At 62.1% G+C, this 19,816-nt stretch carries 21 protein-coding genes; 13 read left to right on the forward strand and 8 right to left on the reverse strand.

What is annotated here, in order from left to right:
• Positions 1-51 precede the first annotated feature (51 nt).
• Both ACTJKT_RS12835 and ACTJKT_RS12840 read right to left on the reverse strand, forming a co-directional pair.
• Positions 52-393, reverse strand: coding sequence for a hypothetical protein (locus ACTJKT_RS12835; RefSeq protein ID WP_440787349.1), 342 nt, complete (start codon positions 391-393; stop codon positions 52-54).
• Positions 394-550: 157 nt separating this feature from the next.
• On the reverse strand, positions 551-1,003 hold the full coding sequence (locus ACTJKT_RS12840) for an Lrp/AsnC family transcriptional regulator (RefSeq protein ID WP_025809349.1): 453 nt from the start codon (positions 1,001-1,003) through the stop codon (positions 551-553).
• A 181-nt stretch (positions 1,004-1,184) separates the two neighbouring features.
• Here ACTJKT_RS12840 and ACTJKT_RS12845 point away from each other — a divergent pair, with 181 nt between their 5' ends.
• Positions 1,185-1,802, forward strand: coding sequence for a LysE family translocator (locus ACTJKT_RS12845; RefSeq protein WP_440787350.1), 618 nt, complete (start codon positions 1,185-1,187; stop codon positions 1,800-1,802).
• A gap of 77 nt (positions 1,803-1,879) precedes the next feature.
• The gene (locus tag ACTJKT_RS12850) at positions 1,880-2,356 is read left to right on the forward strand and encodes a MaoC family dehydratase (protein WP_440787351.1); all 477 of its coding nucleotides are present in this window, start codon (positions 1,880-1,882) and stop codon (positions 2,354-2,356) included.
• Between the two features lie 55 nt (positions 2,357-2,411).
• Here the strand turns inward: ACTJKT_RS12850 and ACTJKT_RS12855 are convergent, their stop codons facing one another.
• Positions 2,412-2,756: a cupin domain-containing protein gene (locus ACTJKT_RS12855; protein ID WP_440787352.1), complete on the reverse strand. Its 345-nt coding sequence runs from the start codon at positions 2,754-2,756 to the stop codon at positions 2,412-2,414.
• Between the two features lie 288 nt (positions 2,757-3,044).
• Between ACTJKT_RS12855 and ACTJKT_RS12860 the strand changes: the two genes are divergently transcribed.
• The 11 genes from ACTJKT_RS12860 (at position 3,045) to ACTJKT_RS12910 (ending at position 12,937) form a co-directional block, all read left to right on the forward strand.
• Positions 3,045-3,581: an AAA family ATPase gene (locus ACTJKT_RS12860; RefSeq protein WP_440787353.1), complete on the forward strand. Its 537-nt coding sequence runs from the start codon at positions 3,045-3,047 to the stop codon at positions 3,579-3,581.
• 425 nt (positions 3,582-4,006) lie between these two features.
• On the forward strand, positions 4,007-4,615 hold the full coding sequence (locus ACTJKT_RS12865) for a hypothetical protein (protein ID WP_440787354.1): 609 nt from the start codon (positions 4,007-4,009) through the stop codon (positions 4,613-4,615).
• Between the two features lie 75 nt (positions 4,616-4,690).
• Positions 4,691-5,092, forward strand: coding sequence for a GFA family protein (locus tag ACTJKT_RS12870; RefSeq protein WP_440787355.1), 402 nt, complete (start codon positions 4,691-4,693; stop codon positions 5,090-5,092).
• A gap of 154 nt (positions 5,093-5,246) precedes the next feature.
• Positions 5,247-5,546, forward strand: a complete 300-nt coding sequence (locus ACTJKT_RS12875) for a hypothetical protein (protein WP_440787356.1) — start codon at positions 5,247-5,249, stop codon at positions 5,544-5,546.
• Positions 5,547-5,681: 135 nt separating this feature from the next.
• The gene (locus tag ACTJKT_RS12880; protein WP_440787357.1) at positions 5,682-6,068 is read left to right on the forward strand and encodes a hypothetical protein; all 387 of its coding nucleotides are present in this window, start codon (positions 5,682-5,684) and stop codon (positions 6,066-6,068) included.
• A gap of 68 nt (positions 6,069-6,136) precedes the next feature.
• Positions 6,137-7,222 carry an NAD(P)/FAD-dependent oxidoreductase gene (locus tag ACTJKT_RS12885; RefSeq protein WP_440787476.1) on the forward strand — a complete coding sequence of 362 codons (1,086 nt, stop codon included), beginning with the start codon at positions 6,137-6,139 and terminating at the stop codon, positions 7,220-7,222.
• A gap of 169 nt (positions 7,223-7,391) precedes the next feature.
• Entirely contained in the window at positions 7,392-8,072 is a 681-nt protein-coding gene (locus ACTJKT_RS12890; protein ID WP_440787358.1) for a phytanoyl-CoA dioxygenase family protein, read from the forward strand.
• A gap of 369 nt (positions 8,073-8,441) precedes the next feature.
• Positions 8,442-9,497: an alpha/beta hydrolase family protein gene (locus ACTJKT_RS12895; RefSeq protein ID WP_440787359.1), complete on the forward strand. Its 1,056-nt coding sequence runs from the start codon at positions 8,442-8,444 to the stop codon at positions 9,495-9,497.
• A 269-nt stretch (positions 9,498-9,766) separates the two neighbouring features.
• Positions 9,767-10,279, forward strand: a complete 513-nt coding sequence (locus tag ACTJKT_RS12900) for a hypothetical protein (RefSeq protein WP_028682209.1) — start codon at positions 9,767-9,769, stop codon at positions 10,277-10,279.
• A 526-nt stretch (positions 10,280-10,805) separates the two neighbouring features.
• Entirely contained in the window at positions 10,806-11,867 is a 1,062-nt protein-coding gene (locus ACTJKT_RS12905) for a Rieske 2Fe-2S domain-containing protein (protein ID WP_440787360.1), read from the forward strand.
• A gap of 119 nt (positions 11,868-11,986) precedes the next feature.
• Positions 11,987-12,937, forward strand: a complete 951-nt coding sequence (locus ACTJKT_RS12910; protein ID WP_440787361.1) for a PDR/VanB family oxidoreductase — start codon at positions 11,987-11,989, stop codon at positions 12,935-12,937.
• Positions 12,938-12,943: 6 nt separating this feature from the next.
• Here ACTJKT_RS12910 and ACTJKT_RS12915 read toward each other — a convergent pair whose 3' ends face one another.
• The 5 genes from ACTJKT_RS12915 to ACTJKT_RS12935 form a co-directional block, all read right to left on the reverse strand.
• Entirely contained in the window at positions 12,944-13,657 is a 714-nt protein-coding gene (locus tag ACTJKT_RS12915; protein ID WP_440787362.1) for a GntR family transcriptional regulator, read from the reverse strand.
• Positions 13,658-14,449: 792 nt separating this feature from the next.
• Positions 14,450-15,703, reverse strand: coding sequence for an OprD family porin (locus ACTJKT_RS12920; RefSeq protein WP_440787363.1), 1,254 nt, complete (start codon positions 15,701-15,703; stop codon positions 14,450-14,452).
• Between the two features lie 131 nt (positions 15,704-15,834).
• Positions 15,835-17,310, reverse strand: a complete 1,476-nt coding sequence (locus ACTJKT_RS12925) for an aldehyde dehydrogenase family protein (protein ID WP_440787364.1) — start codon at positions 17,308-17,310, stop codon at positions 15,835-15,837.
• A 75-nt stretch (positions 17,311-17,385) separates the two neighbouring features.
• Positions 17,386-18,324: a ketopantoate reductase family protein gene (locus tag ACTJKT_RS12930; RefSeq protein ID WP_440787365.1), complete on the reverse strand. Its 939-nt coding sequence runs from the start codon at positions 18,322-18,324 to the stop codon at positions 17,386-17,388.
• 9 nt (positions 18,325-18,333) lie between these two features.
• On the reverse strand, positions 18,334-19,767 hold the full coding sequence (locus tag ACTJKT_RS12935) for an MFS transporter (RefSeq protein WP_440787366.1): 1,434 nt from the start codon (positions 19,765-19,767) through the stop codon (positions 18,334-18,336).
• Between the last annotated feature and the right edge of the window lie 49 nt (positions 19,768-19,816).

Raw genomic sequence — 19,816 nt, forward strand, 5'->3', positions numbered from 1 at the left:
GCAGCTATGCCATCGCCTCAATAGGCGATGGGACTCAGTGTGGTACAGGAATCAGGCCCGGGGCGGTCGCCACACCCCGGAAGGTTTTTGCGCGGGCAAGAAATCGCTGGAGAAGGACAGGACAACGGGGTGGGTCGGGGTCACGGCAGGCTTGAGGATCGAGACTTGCAGCATGCCGCCGGTCTTGCATTCCTGGCCCGGCTTGCAGGGTTTGCCGTGCTCGACCGGGCTTTTCATGTCGTTGCAGCAGTCCATGCCCATGTCGTCCATCATCGCCATGCCCATGCTCTTCATCGGGCAGGGTTCGGTCGGCGCCTGGACGCCCGCCATCCCGCTGAGGGGAAGCGCCAGGCTGATCAGGAAGACAAGACAAAACCGCAGGTAGCCTTTCATGGGAATGGAGTCTAGTGGTGGAGAACGACTCTTACAATCGAGCCGGGGACATAAACAGACAGCCGCTCCCGACTCGGCGCGATATCAACGCAGCCGGATTAAGCCAGGATTATCGAGCGGAAAAACAACCTGACAAGTCCAGGCATGAGTGCCCGCCTCACAGCGGCAGTGAACGGTCCTGAATCACCCGTTTCATCACCAGCGTCGAGGTCAGACGCTGGACGTTGGGCAGTTTGGACAGGCGGTCATCGTAAAGCTGCTGGAAGGCCGGCAGGTCGCGGGTGATCACGTGCAGCAGATAGTCCGGTTCGCCAAACAGCCGTTGCGCCTCGACGATCTGCGGGATGGGCACCAGCGCCGCTTCGAAGGCGGCAACCGCCTGGTGATCGCCTTCGCGCAGCGTGGCAAAGACCATCGCCGAGAACGTCAGGCCCAGGGCGCTGGGTGAAAGCTGGGCGCGATAGCCCTGGATCACTCCTGACTCCTCCAGGGCCCGCACGCGACGATGGCAGGGCGACAGGCTGAGGCCGACCCGTTCCGCCAGCTCGGTCACCGACAAACGCCCGTCCGCCTGCAGCTCGGCAAGAATCTTCTGATCAATTCTGTCCACGTGGAAGGATCTACCCTAAAACCATATTCAGACTGGAATAATAGAGAAAATATTCTAACCGCACTCCATTAATCTTTCCGCGAACCTGATATTCGCGAGAAAGAACCATGCCCTCCCCGATTAAAACCACCCTCGACCGGCCAGAAACAGCATTCCCCCAGCCGCACAAGGCAGGACGACCATGAGCCTGAGTATTTTCGCGGCGTTCTGGGCGGTGTCGTTGCTGTTCGTGATTACCCCCGGGGCGGATTGGGCCTACGCGATATCGGCGGGGATGTTCGGGCGGGTGGTGATACCCGCGGTGGCCGGCCTGTTGATCGGGCATCTGTTGGCGACGCTGATAGTGGCCGCCGGTGTCGGCGGGTTGATCGCCAGCAATCCACTGGCCCTTTCGCTGCTGACCCTGGGCGGCGCCGGCTATCTGCTCTGGCTGGGTATCAATATGCTCCGGCACCCGTCCGTGCCACGCGCCGGGGACGCCCAGGCTTCTGCGTCCTGGGCCCGCTGGACACTCAAGGGCGCCTGCGTCAGCGGCCTCAACCCCAAGGTGTTCCTGCTGTTCCTGGCCTTGCTGCCGCAATTCACCGACCCGCTGGCCGCCTGGCCGGTGCCGCTGCAGATCCTCGCGCTGGGGCTGCTGCACGCCTTCAGTTGCGGGGTGATCTACCTGCTGGTGGGTTTTGGTTCGCGCGCCGTATTGCGCACCCGCCCGGTGGCCGCGCAAGCCGTCAGCCGCCTCTCGGGAGCACTGATGATCGTCATCGCCGTGCTGCTGTTGATCGAGCAGGTCCTGCGCTGAGCCTGTATGTTCCACGAGTATCCAAAGGGCTCGAATACAGTGCCCCCGCCGAATAAACACAAGGACGAGGAACCCCAATGAAAAGCTTCAGACAGCGCGCCGCCGAAGGGCTTCAGGCAGGCGATCGCTTCACCCTCTCCCGCTGCTTTTCGCAAGCGGACATCCAGGGCTTCGCCAGGCTTTCCCGCGACTACAACCCGGTGCATTTCGATGCCGAGTTCGCCACCGCCCGGCGCTTCAGGGCCCCGGTTTCCCACGGCCTGCTGACCGCCAGCCTGCTCACCGAAATCGGCGGGCAGATCGGCTGGCTGGCCTCGGCCATGACCTTCCAGTTCAAGAAACCCGTGTATGCCGGCGACACCATCACCTGCCACTGGGTCATCCAGGCGCTGGACGCACAAGGCCGGGCCACGGCGGCCATCAGCATGACCAACGAAGACGGCCTCACCGTGCTGGAAGGCCAGACCAGCGGCCTGGTGCCAGGGGTGAAGGAACGGGAAATCCTGGCCCGCATGCTGGCCGAGGGCGACCCTACAAATGGCGCGGGGGAATGACGAGTATTGAGTGAAGCGCGCCTCGGATTCGCCCCTATCGATGTTCGGCCTGGGCTTACTCTGGCATGACGATGTCGACCGAGATCTCCCGCGCCGGAACCGTTCCTCTGTTCTCAAGCCAGTGCGTGGTGTCCCTGTCCTCGGGCCACCCCACTCCGGGGCCATAGTCGGTGTCGCCGCCATTACGATGGTCAGTGATGGTTCCTTCCAGTATGTAGACGACGCCTGGCCGGTCTTTATGGTTATGAATCGGCCCGAATACGCCTCCAGGCTCGATGGTCACCAGACGCATTCTGAGTTGGTGCCCGGTCATGCCCTCGATCTCGGGCCCCAGGTCAATGGTTGCCAGTACCTGCACTGCAACGCCTTTGGTTTCAGGTGCCACCTGTTCATTGCTCATGGCGCTCTCCTCTCTGTACCTACAGAGCCTCACTAGCAGTAGACACCCCTGAAAGGCGAGAGCTGCCGACAGGCGACAAAGGGTCGGAATCAGCTTTTCAGGACAGGAAGGAATCGGCCGGAACGCGCGTTCGATGCGGACAAGGATGGATCGATATCCTGCTCCCGGCTTCGGGAACCACACTCGCCACTCAAATTTCATTCCCGGTGCGGTCGCCCCCGCTATCAACCTTTAACTGGCGATCCGGAACCTGCACAATCGCCGGCTTTTTTGCGACAGGAAGTTCCCATGCAACGGATTGTAATTCTGGGTAATGCCGGGAGCGGCAAATCCACCCTCGCCCGCGCCCTCGGCAAGCGCCGGAACCTGCCTGTGGTCCACCTGGACAGGCTGTTCTGGGAGCCGGGCTGGGTCGAACCCGACGCCGAGCAGTTCCGCGAACGGGTCCGCGCAGCGATCGCACCGGCTGCCTGGGTGTGCGAAGGCAACTATGCCCGGCGGACCTTCGACCTTCGCCTGCCCCGTGCCGACCTGATCATCTGGCTCGACACGCCGCGGCTCACCTGTTTCACCCGGGTGATCATCCGCAGCCTGATGAACCGTCCCCGGCCTGACCTTGCCGCAGGCTGCACGGAAAAGCTCGACCGGGCATTCCTGACCTTCCTGAACTTCGTGTGGAATTTCGACCCTGGCTACCGCCCGGGTATCGAGGCGGTGCGCCTGGCCATAGGCCCGCAGATTCCCACGCTGCACTTGCGCGGCCCCCGGCAGATTGCCGCGTTCCTCGATAGCTTGCCGGCGACGCCTGAAGCCTGCCTTGAATGAATGCAGGGTCGCCATCCGGCACAACCGCTTTGGGCCGATAGCGACCCGTCACGCCTGACTGCTTAGACCCTTTGCGGTCGTTCGAGGGCGCCCAGGAAGTCAGGGGCGATTCAAAGTTTGATTTAGCCTTCCTTACTTGCCAAAGGAGGGAATATCCCTGGCTGAACCCTTGGAGGGATTGGCTATATAAATAAACGCACATCGATATTATGAAGCGCGATTTTCGAACTATATGTAATACATTCACGGCCACTTTCACGGAGGAACTTTATCTTTAATAAAAAACATAACAATGCGCTTGAATCGCTCGCTTCGTTTGCAGGGACGAGCCAAAGCCCGCCCCTGAGCTTAATCGTCAGGTAGGGTGTTGAGATTCCCCGCAACTCAACGCTTATCATCTCTCGGGATAGTCGAAGGGAATTGCCATGAACGGATCATCGGATGTTGTTCACTTGAATAGCGTGACGTGCGAAGACGTTGAATTGCTATACAAGGAAAAGGAGAGGCATCTTCATGAGAAGATTGATGCGACCAGAGATGCTTATTTCGGATTCATCTTCCCGATAAATCGCGCCGATCTTTCAGCGGTTTCAGAAGCATTCGAACTGGATTACAAAGTTGCGCAGCTGATCTATAAGAAAAGCAAGAACTTTTCCACCTTCAAGGTTCCTGGCAGAAAGTTTGGTCAGCTCACAAATCATATATACGGTGCATCCGTACTCGCACTAAGAGGGAAAAGCCTCGATACAGGCCTGGAGTCGGTCTCTGATCGCAGTATCAACGAACTTGTCGCAGTAAACGAGGATGTAATTCTAGAAGTTGCAGGAGTGAGAGCATCCTGGTTTGGAAGAATCTTCTTCCCTGCGCAAGCATTTTCAAATGCAATTTCTGTGTTTGGCGGCAAGGTAAGTCCGGAAGCACTTTATGCCCTGGCCAAGGATTACGGTTATGCCAGTGCCGCGGGCAGTCGCAATACGATCAGGGGCGACTTCGGTATTGCACTGTGGTTAACCCTGCTTGCCCGAGCGCCTTGAGCTTTATCAGCCGTTCGACATCCTCAACAGCGACTGCTTAAATGGGCGCCCTTTCGTTTCAAGGGGCGCCCTTAAATGCCTGACACCTTCCAGGGCAGCTGCCTGTGCGGCGCCGTCAAATACCAGCTCTCGTCGCGCCCCAAAGCGCTTTCCCACTGCCATTGCAGCCAGTGCCGTAAAAGCCATGGGGCGGCGTTCGCCAGTTATGGCAGTGTGTTGCGCAGTGATCTGCACATCGTCCAGGGTGCCGAGAGCCTCCAGTCCTATCGATCCTCCGAGTCGGTGCAGCGCCAGTTTTGCGGGCAGTGCGGTTCGTCGCTGTTCTGGTCCAGAGACCTGGGCGAACATGCCGACTGGATCTCGATCGCCCTGGGCACCCTGGATACGCCCTTCACCTCGAATAAACAGAAACACATTCAGGTGGCGTTCAAGGCAACCTGGTACGAAATCCAGGATCATTGGCCGCAAGAACCATGACTGCAACCAGGTAAAAACCGATGGCAACCGATGCAAGGCATACCCAAGCGCCTCCACTCCGCCAGACGGCTCCAAGGCCAGGCGCGATCCCCTCTAAGCTGAATAGAGCAGCACTGCAAACAGGCTTCTACCGCCTTGATACAGGGGAACCGGAATGACCAGAACAGCCGCACGCCACTACTCGTCATGGATCCTGTTTTCCCTGCTCGCCATCAACCTGGCGCTGCTAGCGGGATGTTCAAGCAAAGCCGCCAAGTACCGTTATTCGACCGCCAGCGTCGGCTCAAACTGTTACGCCAAAGCGCTACCCACTTCCGGCGAGGGCGGCCTGGCCTGGGGCTCCACCCTGGGCGTGGCGCGCCAGAAATCCCTGAATAACTGCATCCGTTATGCCGGCCGCTCCGGCGGCACGCCCAGCACCTGCAAAGTGGTGTTGGCGGAGTGCAAGAAATAGAAGTTGCGCCGATCACCGTCGCGCCTCGTGATCTACTGGCGTCACTCGACTCGATAACTGCTGTTGGCCAGCCCCACTGACCAGCACCTCACTGCGCTTCTCGAAACACTCACAATCAGAGGTTCACCTTAAAAAATGGGACTCGATATTCATCTCGAAGCGGACGAGCGCCTCTCACTGACAGTACTCACCAGCGTCGCGCGTAGCCTGGATGGACAGGATCTGGTCTGCGATGACAGCTCGGTGTTTACCTATTTCCCATCTGGCCTGTCAGTCAGCGCCAAACGCTCATTCGACGAGCAGGCCATTTATGCGGAAGACACCCAAGGGTTGTCATTCCCGGTCGTGGTTCGTTGCGATTTCAGGATCAAGGGCCCGGCCCCCGAAGACAGCTCTCCACTCGACGATCTGAAGGTATTCGTCGAGGCCATTGCCGCCGAGTCCGACGCTCATTTCCTGGTGTCATTCCAGTACGAATCCCTGATGTACTGGAGGGATCGAACCGGGCTTCACAGCTGCTAGTTTTCTGAGGTCCAGGTACGGAGCGGGTGCACAAAAGGGTCATGCCCTACCCTCATCAGGTCGACAACATGGAGGTTGATATGGGCAACGCGGTAAACAAGCGAGTCGTGGTCATTGGCGCGGGCATAGTGGGCGCGTCCCTGGCGTATCACCTGGCGGGCAAAGGCGCGCAGGTCACTCTGGTGGAGGCTGAAGACATAGCGTCTGGAGTGACGGGACGCTCATTCGCCTGGATCAACACCTCCCACAGCGGGCCCGATCCCATCGCGCCATTGCGCGGCGCGGCGATCCAGGAGTACCGGCGGCTCGAGACCGAGCTGCCTGGCCTGAAGGTGCGCTGGACCGGCGCCCTGTCCTACAGCGCAGATCCGTGTGAAGTGGAGCAAGCCTCAGGCAACCCGCCTTCGCCAAACCTGGTGTCGCGCTCGCAGATTCTCGACCTCGAGCCCAACCTCAAGCATCCCCCGCAGCAGGCCTGGTATGCCGCCGAAGAAGGCGCGCTGGACGCCGTGCAAGCAACCCATGCGTTGCTTGCCGGTGCCCAGGCTCATGGCGCGCAGGTGCTCACCCAGACTCGGGTGCTCGGCTTTACCACCCAGGGTGCACAGGTGACGGGCGTCGAAACCGCAAGGGGCAGCCTCGAGGCCGACATTGTGGTGCTGGCCGCCGGGACGGGCATCACCCAGCTGACCGAGCTGCTGAACCTGCCCCTTCCAATAGTGGCCTCTCCAGCCATATTCATCCGCTACGCCTCACAACCCGATCTCGTGCGCAGCATAATTTCCAGCCCGGAAATGGAAGTGCGGCAAGGCACGGACGGCAGGCTACTGGCGGCGGAAGATTACCTGGACGACGCGCTGGAAAACCAGCCAGCCGCGATAGCGCTAAGAACCGCCCAGGCCATCCAGAACGAACTCCACGGGGTTGCCTCCATAGAGCCGGAATCGGCCTGTGTCGGGCTCAGGCCCATGCCGGCCGATGGCATGCCCATCATCGGCTATCTGCCCGATATCGGCGGTGTGTACGTGTGTACGATGCACCCTGGCGTCACGCTGGCGGCGATAGTCGGCCGCCTGGCCAGCGAGGAGATCATCGACGACACGACATCCCCTGCCCTTGCCCCCTGCCGCCCCAGGCGCTTCTTCCAGGCGTAGGGAACAGGTGTCTGGGGCGAGCAAGATGACAACCTCTCCAACAAAACCTGGTTGGGCACGGCACTCGACCCCGCTCGCTGAACTCGCAAAAGCTACGCTTGATCATTGGCCGGCTATTGCCCCGGGCCGTTCCGCAAGACGTGTTGCCGATAAGGAAATCGAGAAAACCATGACTGACCGCGAGCAACTCCACCGAGAGGGTTATGTGCTGCTGCGCCAAGCGATCCCGGCCAAGTGGCTGGATGACCTGCGTGCCGCGTTCGACGCGGGCGTGATGCCGTCGAGCCAATGGCCCGTGCCCCGTGGCATGGACTGGCGCCATTCGCTGCTGGACGCCGATTCGAAGGTTCAGGCGGTGTGTCGCCTGCCGCAGGTGCTGGCGGTGGTGGGCGAGTTGATCGGCGAACGCTTCTTCCTCTCCCAGGTGGAGGGTCGCGAGCCCCTTGCCGGTGGCGGTCATCAACAGCTGCACCGCGACCTGTCGGCCCAACGGCCAGGCGACATCGCCAACGCCCTGGCTTTTTTCGACGACTATGGCCCCGAGAACGGCGCCACCCGCATCGTCCCTGGCAGCCATCGTCCCGGGCCGGGAGAGGCGCCATTCGACTTCACCGACGAGTCCCGGTCCGTGCAGCTTTCAGGCGCCGCCGGCGACATCCTGGTGTTCGATGTCGACCTGGTGCATGCCGGTAGCCTGAACTCGATCGGCGCGCGCCGCCGCTCGCTGCTGATCAGCTATTTTTCCGAGTCGCTCTACGCCTCGCACCTGGAAACAGTGGGCCTGCGAAATATCCGGATGGACACAAGCGAGCGCTTCGATCCCTCGGACTTTGCCCTCGGGGCCATATAGCCTGACCAGGCTGATAGGGACTCTCGCCACAAGCTGCGCAATTGCACGCCACTTGCCCCTCCGTTTGCGTGCGACCTGACCAGTCATTTGCATTCGTTCTGACGACTGATTGCATCGAATCCGACCAGCATGCTTCGTAGTCATGACCGGCAGAGAACGACCAGAAGCGGGCGTTTCGCCTTGGCACCAGAGCGCCGCTCAGCGAACGCTTGAGCCAGCGATGAAAGTCATGCGCGTCGGCACGAATGTGGGCTTTAATGTCCAGGCAACTCACCTGTACCCAACATTGGGTTTCGACCGCATACGAGATGGGCCCAACAACCTGCTGCAGATCGCTATGGGCTTGTCTGATCAAGGAAGATAACGACATTGAAAACAGCTTTCGGCGCCCTGCTTCTGATCTGCCTGACTGCCAGCGCACTCGCTGACGATAACCCTGTCGGCTTCCAGTCCTCCACACTGCAGGACACGCACAATGACCGCACGCTGGAGATGGTCGTCTGGTACCCCAGTGCAACTACCGCCACCACGCAGTTGATCGCCGATAATGTGGCGTTTGTCGGTGCTTCTGCCGTTCGTAACACGCCACCGGCTGCCGGCGAACACCCATTGGTGGTGCTTTCCCACGGTTTCGGGGGCAACTGGAGCAACCAGACTTGGCTTGCCAGTGCTCTGGCCCATAAGGGTTACATCGTCGCCGCGGTCAACCACCCCGGCACCACTAGCCGTGACCGTAGCCCTCAGGCAGCGGCGCAGTTGTGGCAACGGCCCGTCGATCTGAGCCGAGCCATTGAAGCGGTCACGACTCAACCTGAAAAATTTGGCCTGGTCGCGAAACGCCGAATTGCTGTAGTGGGCCATTCACTGGGCGGCTGGACCGTCATGGAGATGGCCGGTGCTCGTTTCGATCCAGACCAGTTCGCCCGTGACTGCAAAGCCCACCCGAAGTTGGCCAGTTGCACCGTTTATCAACAGATGAACCCCGCAAGCACCTCGGCATTGAAGGCCGGGTTAGCCGCCGATTTGCGCGATAAACGCATCACCGCGGTGGTTACACTGGACCTGGCCCTTTCACGCGGGCTGACCGATGAAAGCCTTGCGGCGCTGCCGATACCAGCGCTAGTGATCGCTGCCGGCGTACCCTCGCAAGAGCTTCCCGCCCAGTTGGAGTCAGCCGACTTGGCCAAACGCCTGCCCCAAGCGTCAAGCCGTTACGTCGAAATCAGCGACGCAAGCCACTTCAGCTTCATGTCAGTGTGCAAACCTGGCGCGGTGGCATTGCTCGAAGAAGCAGTACCAGGCGATGGCATCATCTGCCGAGATGGCGACAACGGCCGCTCACGTGAGTTGATCCAACAGCAGATTACATCGCTGATCACCGAGTTTCTGGCGCAGTCATCTGGCGACAGAGAGGACATTTTGTAGACCATCAGTATTAGGGTTGCCGGGGTTTGGCAAGAACCCCGTCGGAGCCGTTTGCGCATCCGCGTAATCTGTCGTATCGACTGGCTGGGAATGATCGTTTTGGGTCGGGAGTCGCCCCTAGCCGAAGGTAGCTCCCGGCCAGAAGCAGGGTTTTGCGGTGCAATGGGGGCAACTCAACACGCATCACATTGGCTGACCTCCTGGTGCTGGCCGAAACGAACAATAGAGGTTAGAACCCATGCCTCATGAGGGATCACAAAGGAAAACTTATGCCCATCGACAATTGTCTTCATACATTTGAAGAGCTTGCCTCAACGGTGTTGCCTAGCCATTTTGCAAGGCTAAAGGTTGCTCTAGAGACTCCAATGCCTGCTGCAACCTTTGTTGGCTTCAAGAGCGCATCAAAAGAAGCTCTGTCCAAGGTGGGTAGAACCACAGACTTCCCAGGGTGCTACGTCTTCAGCGATCAAGGTAAGCCGGTCTATGTAGGTATCTCGAGAGGGGTAGTAAAGAGGCTCGTCCAGCATTTAAATTTCGAGTCGCACAACACCGCAAGCCTCGTCTACAAAATGGCTGCAGAAGACTATCCGCACGAAATGAAGCGTGATCAGGCGATGAAAGACGAACAATTCAAGGAAGTCTTTCTTTCAGCTCAGGGGCGCCTCCGCCAAACGACGGTGGCCTTTATCGAAGTCAACAATGATCTTGAGTTGTACGCCTTCGAAGTACTTGCGGCCATGAAGCTAGACACAGATGTCTGGAACACATTCCGCACACACTGAAGCTGATAGCTAACCTTTCCATAAAGCAGACTCTGCATCGCGCAAAAGACAACCGTACCGCTGGTTACTACGGTTTCTCTTGCTCTCGGATCAGTCCAAGAAGATCAATAATTGACGCTGCTGGTCCTGTGTCCACTGATGCCAATACCCCGTTTGCAAGCCTCCCCACCACACGAAATATCTCCATAGCCAGGCAGATTTGATGCAAGCCGTGGCGCGATCTCCAGTACCTGCTGGACTGATCGACGTAAGGCCCCATGACCTATTCATGACTCGCCAGTACGCGAGGGGCTCCCCAATCAGCGTCGACGAACCTCTCCTTCGGCAAGGCCTTCTGCTCCTCTATCGGCAGTTGGAGTCCTTTTTCAAACCAGAAAATGGATCCATTAAAACCTTAACAGTAGCTGACAGTCCGATAATCGCCCATAAACAACCGAAAAACCTACCTAAATCGTTGACACTCAAACGCCGCCGCTCATCTAATGGATCCATTAAATAAAAACAATCACCCGCCTGGAGAGCCTCCATGTACCCCAAGAACACTTGGTACGTTGCCTGCACCCCCGATGAAATCGCCGACAAGCCCCTGGGGCGGCAGATCTGTGGTGAAAAGATGGTTTTTTACCGTGGACATGAAGGCAAGGTCGCAGCGGTCGAGGACTTCTGTCCCCATCGCGGCGCACCGCTGTCGTTGGGTTATGTGGAAAACGGCAACCTGGTGTGCGGTTATCACGGGCTGGTGATGGGTTGCGATGGCAAGACCGTGGAAATGCCCGGGCAACGGGTGCGCGGCTTTCCCTGCAACAAGACCTTCGCCGTGGTCGAGCGCTATGGCTTTATCTGGGTCTGGCCTGGCGATCAGGCGTTGGCCGATCCGGCGCTGATCCATCATCTGGAGTGGGCGGTCAGCGATGAGTGGGACTACGGTGGCGGGCTGTTCCACATCCAGTGCGACTACCGCTTGATGATCGACAACCTGATGGACCTGACCCACGAAACCTACGTCCACGCCTCCAGCATCGGCCAGAAGGAAATCGACGAGGCGCCGCCGACCACCAGGGTCGAAGGCGATGAAGTGGTCACCGCGCGGCACATGGAAAACATCATGGCCCCGCCGTTCTGGCGCATGGCCCTGCGCGGCAACGGCCTGGCCGACGACGTGCCGGTGGACCGCTGGCAGATCTGCCGCTTCACCCCGCCCAGCCATGTGCTGATCGAAGTCGGTGTGGCCCATGCTGGCCAAGGCGGTTATGCCGCGCCGGCGCAGTTCAAGGCGTCGAGCATAGTGGTGGATTTCATCACCCCGGAGAGCGACACCTCGATCTGGTACTTCTGGGGCATGGCGCGCAACTTCAACCCAAAGGACGAGGCGCTGACCGCGAGCATTCGCGAAGGCCAGGGCAAGATTTTCAGCGAAGACCTGGAGATGCTCGAACGCCAGCAACAGAACCTGCTGGCCCACCCCACGCGCAACCTGCTCAAGCTGAATATCGACGCCGGCGGCGTGCAGTCGCGACGGGTGCTGGAACGCCTGATCGCCCAGGAGCGCGCCGGTGAAGCGCAACTGATTGCCACGGCCACGGCCTGAACCCTGCGCGGCGCTACGCCGGCAGTGCACCGGTGCCGCGCCCTGCCCTTTACCCAGCCTTTACCCAACAAAAGAAACAGAAGTGACCGCCATCGGCGGCAGCACTCGGAGGACCGACGATGATCGATGTGGTGGTGGTATCCCGTAACGACGAAGCCCAGGACATCTGCAGCTACGAACTGGCCAGCGCCGACGACAGTCCGCTGCCGGCCTTCAGCGCCGGCGCGCATATCGATGTGCACCTGCCCGGCGGCTTGATCCGCCAATACTCCCTGTGCAACCACCCCGAAGAACGCCATCGCTACCTGATCGGCGTGCTCAAGGACCCGACCTCACGGGGCGGCTCGCTGGCCATGCACGAGCAGATCCACCCCGGCACGCGACTGCCTATCAGCGAGCCGCGCAATCTGTTTCCGTTGGCCCATGAAGCCCGGCGCAGCCTGCTGTTCGCCGGCGGCATCGGCATCACCCCGATCCTGTGCATGGCCGAACGCCTGGCCCACAGCGGCGCGGATTTCGAGCTGCACTACTGCGCCCGTTCGCGGGAGCGCGCGGCCTTTGTCCAGCGTCTATGCAGCTCGTCTTTTGCCGACCGGGTGTTCCTGCATTTCGACCAGGAACCCGAGACGGCGCTGGACGCGGCCAAGGTCCTGGCCACGCCGCGCAACGACATTCATGTCTATGTGTGTGGCCCCGGCGGCTTTATGCAGCACGTGCTGGACACGGCCAAGGCCGCGGGCTGGCAGGAGCCCTGCCTGCATCGCGAGTACTTCGCCGCCCCCCCCGTCGACACCCGCGCCGATGGCAGCTTCTCGGTCAAGGTCGCCAGCAGCGGCCAGGTCTTCGAGGTGCCCGTGGACAAGAGCGTGGTGCAGGTCCTGGAGAGCCATGGCATCGAGATTGCCATGTCCTGCGAGCAAGGGATTTGCGGCACCTGCCTGACCCGGGTGCTGGAGGGGGTGCCGGAGCACCGCGACCTGTTCCTCACCGAGGACGAACAGGCGCGCAACGACCAGTTCACCCCCTGCTGCTCGCGCTCGAAAACGCCGCTGCTGGTGCTGGATATCTGAGGGGAGTCACACGGGGCGGAGAATGACCTTCATCCGCTCGTCCGCCGCCGCGCTGCTGAAGATCTCGGCATAACGCAGGGTGGCGTTGGCGTGCTCGCGCATGATCGCCTCGGCCCGCGCGCCCTGGCGATTGACCAGGGCATCGAACACCGAATGGTGCTGCATATGGGCGTAGTTGAAACGCCGGTATTCGCGGGCCATGTCCTGGCGATCCACCGCCAGCGCGGTCACCGAGGCGAACGGCAGATGATCGTTGCGCGCCAGGGCATCGGCGATCGCCGGGTTGTGGCTGCCTTCGACAATCACCTGGTGAAAACGCATGTTGAGGTCGTGATAGACCTCCAGGTCGTCCTCGGTCACATAACCCTTGGCGAACAACTGGTCGCCCTGGGCCAGGCACAACTCAAGGGCCGCCCGCGCCTCCTCCGACAAACCGCGCTCGGCGGTCTGGCGCGCCGCCAACCCCTCGAGCACACCCCGCACCTCGACCGCGCCGGCGATGTCCTCGGCACTCACCGAACGCACCTGGAACCCACGCCCGCCAAAACGCACCAGCAGACCTTCCTGCTCCAGAGTGCGAAACGCCATGCGCACCGGCATCCGCGACACCCCGAACAGCTCCGCCGTCGGAATCTCCATCAACCGCTCCCCCGCCGCCAGCTCGCCCGAGGCGATCATCTTGCGCAGCGCGACCAGCACCAATTGACCGGGCTTACTCATCCAGGCAACTTCCAGAAAACGTGGGCGGCCATAGTACCGCAAGCCTTGCGTTGACGGCATGCGGATACCGGCGCGCGGAAGATGGCGACCTCACGGACCTCATCGCGGGCAAGCCTCGCTCCTACAGAGAATGCGTAACCTAGTGCCTGCAACACCACCATCCTTCCCAGCACACCTCCCCTGTAGCCGCTGCCGAAGGCTGCGATAAGGCCGAAGGCCTTCAGCGATCTCAAAACCATGCGCCTGCTGCGCAGTCGATCGCAGCCTGCGGCAGCGGCTACAGAGAAGCGCACGCCCCCCAGGCCGGCCGGTAGGCCGCCGTCTTGCTTTGGCTTTGGCTTTTGATCTGAAGGCCCCGTTAACCACGATGGCCGAACGCAGGTATTGAGCCGTGGGTAACCCGGCAGGGATGCCGGGTTAGCCGCCCCAGGCCAGGGATGGCCTGTGGCGGCGGCCCACGGCTCAATGCCGGAGTGAGGGCATGCCGAGCCTTAGCGAGGCACCGAGTGGTGGGGCAAAGCGCTTTGGTTACTTTGGACTGGGCCGGCTTCCGGGCTTTCCAAAGTGACCCGCTGTAAGAGCGGAACCATAAGTGGCCGTAACCGCAGAAATGGATATGTACACCATCCAAAAAATGCAGCGTCAGAACAGACGCCATCGCGAGCAAGCTTCGCTCCTACAGAAGCCTGCAAACGTGCTCCGCCGTCACCACAAATACGGATATGTACACCACCCAGTCCGAATAGACGCCATCGCGGGCAAGCGGGTTTGCCCGCGACGACGCTAGAAGGTTCAGAACGACAGCGGATAGCTGACGATCAGCCGGGTTTGGTCAAAGTCGCTGTTGAAGCTGCGCCGATTGGTAGCGTTATTCACCCGCACACTGAGGTTCTTCAGACTCCCACTCTGAAAGGTATACCCCAGCTCCGTATCCCGCTCCCACTCCTTGCCATTGCTCCCAACCTTGGTCGTGGCATTCTCGCCATGCCCATAACGCACCATGGCCAACAACCCCGGCACGCCCATGGCGGCAAAGTTGTAGTCATAACGCACCTGCCAGGAACGCTCGTCGGTGTTGCTGAAGTTGCCGTTGAACATATCGTTGCCCAGGGTCCGGCCGCTGCTGCCATACACCGACATCCACGGGCTGTCGCCACTGACCTTCTGCAAACCCAGGTACAGGGTATGGCCAGCGGTTGAGGCCGAGAGCAAGGCATAGGCGGTGCGGCTCTGGATCTCGCCGATGCGCGCCTGGCCGTCATCCTTGTCGATGAAGTAGCCGAGGTTCGCCCCCAGCATCCAGTCGCCGACCGGCTGCTTGTGCAACAGGTTGAAGTAGCTCTGCTGATAGATGTCTTCCAGCTGCGCATGCCAGGCACCGATCAAGGTGCGCTGCTGGTTGAAGCGGTACTCGGCGCCGGCGTAGGTGAAGCCATCGGAGGTCACCCCGGGCGCGGCCCAGGCCGAGAGGTCCTGCATGTCCGAGGAGTTGCGCAGGCTCACCGAGCGGTACTGCCCGGCCTGCAACCCCAGCCCGGCGATTTCCCGCGAGTCGAGCATCGCCCCACGGAAGGTCTGCGGCAGCAGCCGGCCGTCGTCGTAGCGCAGCAGCGGGATGTCCGGCAGCAACTCGCCGACCTTCAGCTCAGTGGCGGAAATGCGCATTTTTGCCGCCACGCCGGCGCGGCCGTAGTTGTCCGCCGCGCGCCCGTCGCCATGCACCGGCAGCAGTTCGGAACCACTGGTGCCACGCCCGCTGTCGAGCTTGACGCCGAACATGGCGATGCCGTCCAGGCCGAACCCGACAACGCCCGGGGTGTAGCCGGAATTGAACTTGAGGATAAAACCCTGGGCCCATTCCTCGACCTTGCTCTTGGCCGCCCCCGGATCGCGAAAATCCCGATTGAAGTAGTAGTTACGCAGCACCAAATCGGTCTTGGCGTCTGCAAAGAAACCGCCGTCTTCGGCCCAGGCCGGCAGGCCCGTGCCCAGTGCCAATGAAGCCGCGGCCAGCGAGCGCGCGAGGATGCAGTGAGGGGTGTTCATTATTATTGTTCTCCGCTTTGCATAGGCGCAGCCGTTCCCCGACAGGCCGCTCCAGGCCCGCCTCCTATCGGCTGCAAAAATGCCCGGTCGTTCTTTTGGCAAAGACCGGGCGATATCGTCAGCTCAACGCATCAGAAGGGATAACGACGCGCCGAGTGCTGCACGCTGATCCAGTGATCACGGGTGAATTCGTCGATCGCCCAGTCGCCATTGAAGCGTCCGAGCCCCGAGTTCTTTTCCCCACCGAAGGGCGCGTTGGCCTCGTCGTTCACCGGGATGTCGTTGATATGGGTCATGCCCGCGCGAATCTGCCGGGCGAAGTTCACCCCGCGCTCCAGGTTGCGGCTGAACACCGCGCTGGACAGGCCGAATTCGCTGGCGTTGGCCAGTTCCAGAGCATGGGCCTCGTCCCGCGCGCGCAGCAGCCCCACCAGCGGGCCGAAGATTTCATTGCGCGCCAGGTCCATGTCGACTGTGACCTCGCCGTAGACATGGGGCGCCAGCAGATTGCCCTGGGCCCCGCCCTCGTAGAGCGGCTCGACGCCTTCGCGGCGGGCCAGTTCGATCTTCTCCCGCAGGCCTTGCAACTGCCGCGCATTGATCACCGGGCCGATGACCGTCTCGATCGATTGCGGATCGCCGACCTTGAGGCCCTTGACCCGTTCGACGAAGCGCTGGGCGAAGGCGTCGTAGAGGCTGTCGTCGACAATGATCCGGTTGACCGCCATGCAGATCTGCCCCTGGTGCAGGAACTTGCCGAACACCGCCGCGCTCACCGCCTGTTCAAGGTCAGCGTCGGCCAGGACCACGAACGGGCTGTTGCCGCCCAGCTCCAGGGCCACGTGCTTGAGGTGCGCGCCGCCGCTGGCGATACGGCCGATGCCGCGCCCCACCGGGGTCGAACCGGTGAAGGTGATCAGCGAAGGCACCGGGTGCTCGACAAAGGCATCGCCGATCTCGCTGCCCGCCCCCACCACCACGCTGAGCACGCCCGCCGGCAGGCCGGCCTCTTCGAAAATCTTCGCCAACAGCAGGCCGCCGCACACCGGCGTATCGCTGGCCGGCTTGACCACCACCGCGTTGCCCAGGGCCAGCGCCGGAGCGATGGAGCGCTGGGTCAGGTGCAGCGGGAAGTTCCACGGGCTGATGACCCCGACTACCCCCAGGGCGCTGCGATAGACCCGGCTTTCCTTGCCCGGCACATCGGACTCGAGAATGCGCCCGTGGACCCGCGCCGGGAACGACGCCGACTCCAGGGCGATGGCCCGCGCCGCGCCCCACTCCAGCTGCGCCTTGAGCCGGGTGCTGCCGGACTCGCGAATGATCCAGTCGACGATTTCCTCGCGGCGCCGGTCGAACACCGCCACCACCTGATGCAGCACCGCCGCCCGCGCCGACGGCCCGAGCGCCGCCCATTGCGGCTGCACCGCGGCGGCCTTGGCATAGGCGGCATCCAGGTCCGCGCGGTTGGCCTGGGCCACTTCCAGCAACAGCGCGCCGTCGAACGGGTTGCTCACCGCCAGGGTTTTACCGGCAGCGCCGGCGCGCCACTCCCCGGCGATGGGTTGCAGGTGCAGATCGCTGTAGACAGCTGGGGACTCACTCATGACAAAACTCCTCGAAGGCAGGACTCACAGGAAAAATGGGCTCGCGACTCAGGGCATCGAACCAGGTTTACATGGCTATTCATGACCACCTCCGGTGGCCGCCCGCGCCTCGATCAGGCGCAGCAGCCCCAGCAGGGTTTCGGTGTGCGGCACGGCGATGCCGGCCTGGCGCGCCCTGGCCAGGACCTCGCCGTTGATCGCGCCGATTTCCGTGGGTCGGCCGGCCAGCACGTCTTGCAACATGGACGGCTTGTGCGTCCGGTGGTGGGCGATGGCATAAGCCACAGTCTCCAGGCAGTGCTGCGCATCCGTTGCCACCCCCACCGACTGCGCGACGCTGAGCACCTCCAGCACGATGGCCCGGGCCAGCGCCACGCCTTGCGGCGCGGCATCCAGTTGCCCCACCGTACAGCCGGTGACGGCGCACAGGCTGTTCAAGGCCGCGTTGAACGCCACCTTCTCCCAGATCGAGGTCCAGACCCGCGGGTCCACCGCGCATTGCAGCCCCGCCGCCTCCAGCACCGCGGCAACCTGGTTGCTGCCCTGGCGTTCGACGCCATCCAGCGACAGTACCCGAACCACGCCCTGGCCATGGGAGCGGACATGGCCAGGCCCGGCCATGTCCGCGGGCCAGGTGGTCATGCCGATCATCACCCGCTCCGGGGCGACGTGGCGGCACAGCGCTTCGGCGTTGCCCAGGCCGTTCTGCAAGGTCAGCACCAGACTGTGCTCGCCGATATGGCCAGCAATACCGCGCAGCGCATTGTCGGTGTGCTGGGCCTTGGTGAACACCAGCAACAGGTCAGGCTGCCCCGTCACCTGCTCCGGCCGGCAGGCGGTCAGGCCGCCGATGCGCCGGTCGCCGCTGTCGGTCTCCAGGCGCAAACCCTGGCGGCGGATCGCCTCCAGGTGCGTGTCGTTGATGTCCAGCAATGTGACCTGCTGCCCGCTTTCCGCCAGCAGGCCGCCAAACAGCGAGCCCATGGCGCCCGCTCCGAGAATGCTGATGTTCATCGAACCTCCTTATGGCTGTGAGGGTTCATCGGCAAGGAGCTCCTTGTGGACCCGGGTTGATCCAGGCACCCGCCGGGGAATATGTCGGCGCACCAGCACCAGGGCGATCAGCGCCAGCACCATCACAGTTCCCAGCAGCGTCAGATAGCCATGGGCGCCGCCCTGGGTGATCACCGTGGCGCCAACGAAGGCGCTGAGGATCGCGCCCATGCGGCCGAAGGCCAGGGCCGATGCGGTGCCGGTGGCGCGCACGGCGGTGGGATAGATAAAGGCGCACAGCGCATAGAGGGTGGACTGCACCGCGTTGACGAACAAGCCATGCACGCCAAAGCCGAAGATCAGCAGGCGGCTGTTCTGGTCGACATCCAGGGTTTGCATGGCGAAGGCGCTGGCCGCGCCGCCGGCGCAACAGATCAGCAGCGGCCAGAACGAGCCCCAGCGGGTCATGGCCACCGCGCAGGCCAGTGCGCCTATCACCCCGCCCAGGTTGTAGGCGGTCAGGCCGGAGCTGGCCAGCGCCAGCGGCAAGCCTTCGGCCAGGAGCATGGTCGGCAGCCAGCTGAAGGCGCTGTAGACGGCGGTCAGGCACATGAAGAACGCCACCCAGACCGCCAGGGTATCGCGCCCGTAGCCGGGGGCGAACAAGGCACGGAAGCCGCCCTGCTGCTCGCTCTTCTGCTCCAGCGCATCGGTGTAGCGCACGCCCTCGGGCATGGGCCGGCCCATGCGCCCCAGTAGCGCGGTCAGCTCGCCCCAGCGTTGCGGCCGGCGCGCCAGGAAGCGCGGCGACTCCGGCAGGGTCGCCAACAGCAACAGGCCCAGGACGATGGGCAGGCTGCCGCCGATAAAGAACAAGGTGCGCCAGCCATACAGCGGCAGTACGTGGGAGGCGAACAACCCCGCCAGCATCCCGCCCAGGGGCACACAGACGATGGTCGCCGTGACCGCCAGGGTGCGGCGGCGCGCCGGGGTGAATTCGGCGGTCATGGTGGTGGCGCTGGGCAAGGCACCGCCGATGCCCAGCCCGGCGATAAAGCGCAGCGCCGCCACGGTCAGTGCATCCGGCGAGAAGCCGATGGCGCAGGTCGCGGTGCCGAACAGGATCACGCTGGCGATGACCGCCATGCGCCGGCCGAAACGATCGGCGAACAGACCGGCGCAGGCGCTGCCGATGCCCATGCCGATCAGCCCGGCGGCCACCGCGGGGGCAAAGGCCTCGCGGGTGATCCCCCACTCCTTGATCATCAGCGGTATGGCGAAACCGATGAGCTGACCGTCGAAACCGTCCATCACGATGGACAGCGCGGCCAGCAACACCACGATCTTCTGCATCCTGGTGTAGGGCCCGTCATCGAGCAGGGTGCCGATGTCGGCGCTGCCGGAAACCGGGCTCGACCGCTGGGGCCTAGCCTCCATCACTTCACTGACCGAAGTCGTGTTCATAGCCACCTCTTTTTATTGTTGTGGTGAGTGTGCGCAAGGCGCGGTTGGC

Source organism: Pseudomonas sp. 22526, from assembly GCF_052044735.1.
Taxonomy (GTDB): domain Bacteria; phylum Pseudomonadota; class Gammaproteobacteria; order Pseudomonadales; family Pseudomonadaceae; genus Aquipseudomonas; species Aquipseudomonas piscium.